The organism is Microbacterium sp. (genome assembly GCF_039812165.1).
GTDB lineage: Bacteria > Actinomycetota > Actinomycetes > Actinomycetales > Microbacteriaceae > Microbacterium.
The window spans coordinates 1-2904 of record NZ_JBDIAB010000288.1 but is presented as its reverse complement, the minus strand read 5'-3'; the positions used below and the strand labels follow the sequence as shown (position 1 = coordinate 2904).

Annotated in this window: 3 protein-coding genes; all 3 read right to left on the bottom strand. The window is 75.9% G+C overall.

Annotation, left to right across the window (positions count from 1 at the left end; genetic code table 11):
* Positions 1 to 1076: glutamate-1-semialdehyde 2,1-aminomutase (locus tag WML84_RS14430; RefSeq protein WP_347346833.1), on the bottom strand; the 1076-nt coding region annotated here is incomplete at its 3' end.
* Entirely contained in the window at positions 1073 to 2068 is a 996-nt protein-coding gene (hemB, locus tag WML84_RS14425) for a porphobilinogen synthase (protein ID WP_347346832.1), read from the bottom strand. The genes WML84_RS14430 and hemB, both read right to left, overlap by 4 nt.
* Positions 2065 to 2853 (bottom strand): uroporphyrinogen-III synthase, encoded by a 789-nt coding sequence (locus WML84_RS14420; protein ID WP_347346831.1) that lies wholly within the window; start codon positions 2851 to 2853, stop codon positions 2065 to 2067. Before WML84_RS14420 ends, hemB begins: the two co-directional genes overlap by 4 nt.
* Positions 2854 to 2904: the final 51 nt, after the last annotated feature.

Below are 2904 nucleotides of genomic sequence, written 5' to 3'. Positions count from 1 at the left end.
AGCGTCCCCGCGGTCTGGACGACGTGCGGCACGCCCGCGGCGGCGAGTGCCTCGCCCACGGCGGTGCGGACGGCGACGGATGCCTCGTCCAGCCGCCGGTACACCGCGGCATCCGCGTGCCGCAGCGTCGCGAGGCCCGCGGCGACGGCCACGGGGTTCCCCGACAGCGTGCCGGCCTGGTAGACCGGGCCGAGCGGCGCGAGGCGGTCCATGACCTCGGCGCGGCCGGCGACGGCCGCGACGGGCAGCCCGCCGCCGATCACCTTGCCGAACGTGACGAGGTCGGGGACGACGTGCTCGCCCGCCTCGTGCAGCACACCGCCGTAGCCGGCCGGGCCCGCGCGGAAGCCGGTGAGCACCTCGTCGCTGATGAGGAGCGCGCCGTGGCGCCGGCACTGCTCGGCGAGGAAGGTCGTGAAGCCCGGTGCGGGCGGCACGACGCCCATGTTGGCGGCGGCGGCCTCGGTGATGACCGCGGCGATGCGGTCGGGGTGCGCGGCGAAGGCCGCGGCGATCGCCTCGGGGTCGTTGTAGGGCAGCACGAGGGTCTGCGCCGCGATCGCCGCCGGCACGCCCGCCGATCCGGGCAGGGCGAAGGTCGCGAGGCCGGACCCCGCCTGGGCCAGCAGCCCGTCGGAGTGCCCGTGGTAGTGGCCGGCGAACTTCACGACGAGGTCGCGGCCGGTGAACCCGCGCGCGAGGCGGATCGCCGTCATCGTCGCCTCGGTGCCGGTGGAGACGAGCCGCACCTTCTCGGCGGCCGGCACGCGCTCGCGGATGAGCGCGGCGAGCTCGGTCTCGCCCGGCGTCGGCGCCCCGAACGACAGCCCGGCGCGGGCGGCCTCGACCACCGCGTCGACCACGGCGGGGTGCGCGTGGCCGAGGAGGGCCGGCCCCCAGCTGGCGACGAGGTCGACGTACTCGCGACCGTCGGCGTCGGTGACGTAGGGTCCGGATGCCGCGACGAAGAACCGCGGGGTGCCGTGCACCGACCCGTAGGCGCGCACCGGCGAGTTGACGCCGCCGGGGATCACCGCCTTGGCGGCTTCGAACAGCTGGTCGGCGACCTCGGTCATGACAGGGTCCTTCCCTCGTGGATCCAGTGCGCGACCTCGAGGGCCCAGTACGTGAGGATGACGTCGGCGCCGGCCCGGCGGATGCCGAGGAGCGACTCGCCGATCGCGCGGTCGCGGTCGATGAGCCCGGCCGCGGCCGCGGTCTCGATCATGGCGTACTCCCCCGACACCTGGTACGCCCACACCGGGATGGGCGAGACCTCGGCCACGCGCGCGAGCACGTCGAGGTAGGGCCCCGCGGGCTTGACCATCACGACGTCGGCGCCCTCGCGGATGTCGAGCATGGCCTCCTCGACGCCCTCACGCCCGTTGGCGGGGTCGAGCTGGTAGGTGCGGCGGTCGCCGCTGAGCGTGGACTCGACGGCATCCCGGAACGGACCGTAGAACGCCGACGCGTACTTCGCCGAGTAGGCGAGGATGCTGACGTCGGGCCACCCCGCCTCGTCCAGCGCCGCGCGGCACGCCGCGACCTGGCCGTCCATCATGCCGGACAGCCCGAGCACGTCGGCGCCGGCCTCGGCCTGCGCGACGGCCATGCGCGCGTAGACCTCGAGCGTCGCGTCGTTGTCGACGGCGCCGTCGGCCGCGAGGACGCCGCAGTGCCCGTGGTCGGTGAACTCGTCGAGGCACAGGTCGCTCTGCACCGTCAACCGGCCCTGCGCGGTCTCGTGCGCGACCCGGATGGCGCGGTTCAGGATGCCGTCCGGATCGGTCGCGCCGGATCCCCTGGCGTCGCGCACCGCGGGGACGCCGAAGAGCATGACCCCGGCGAGGCCCGCACCCGCCGCCGCGTCGACCGCCTGGGGCAGCGAGTCGAGCGTGTGCTGGAGGACGCCGGGCATCGTCGCGATGGGCCGCGGGGCGTCGATCCCCTCGCGCACGAACAGCGGCAGCACGAGCTGGGCGGGGACGAGGGCGTGCTGCGCGCTCAGCCGGCGCATCGCGGGCGAGCGGCGTCCGCGCCGCATGCGGCGCTCGGGGAAGGCGGTCACGAGGGTCCTCCGTTGCGGTGCGGCCGCGGGTCGCGGCCGGCGAGGTGGGCGTCGAGCTCGGCGATGAGCGCGTCGACGGTCTGCACGGGCGAGGTGAGCGAGACCGGGATGCCGATGCGTGCGGCATCCCGCGTCGTCCCCGGGCCGATCGAGGCGACCACGACGCGCTCGGGGAGCTGGACCTGGCGCTTGAGCTCGCGGCCCACGCTCAACGAGGTGAGGAGGACCGCGTCGATGCGGCCGGCGCCGAGGTCGTCGGCGACGGCCGGGTCGAGGTCGACGCCGACGGTGCGGTAGGCGATGCCCACGTCGACGGCGTGGCCCTGCAGCTCCAGCTCGTCGCTCACGACGGGCTGCGCGAGGTCGGAGCGCAGCACGAGGCAGCGCCCGGTGCGCCCGGGCGTGTGCCGCACGCACCACTGCGCGACGAGGTTCGCGCCCGACGAGACCCCCTCGGGCATGAACGCGATCGGCCATCCCGCCGCGGCGACGGCGCGGGCGGTCGCCGCTCCCACGACCGCGATGCGTGTGCTCTCGGGCACGTCGACGCCGGCGTTCGTGAGCTGTTCGACGGTGGCGGCGCTCGTGACGAAGAGCCACGCGTATTCCCCCGCCGCGAGCCGAGCGAACGCGGCGTCGCGGGCGGCGAGGTCGCGCGGCGGCAGCGAGACGATGAGCGGTGCCACGACGGCATCCGCACCCCGCGCCACGAGCGCGTCGCGCACGCGTGCGCCCCACGCACCGCCGCGCGGGATCAGGACACGGGCGCCGGTGAGCCCGCTCACGAGCGCCGCTCCGGGAGACCGGCGAGCTCGGCCGCGCCGCCGTCGAGCAGC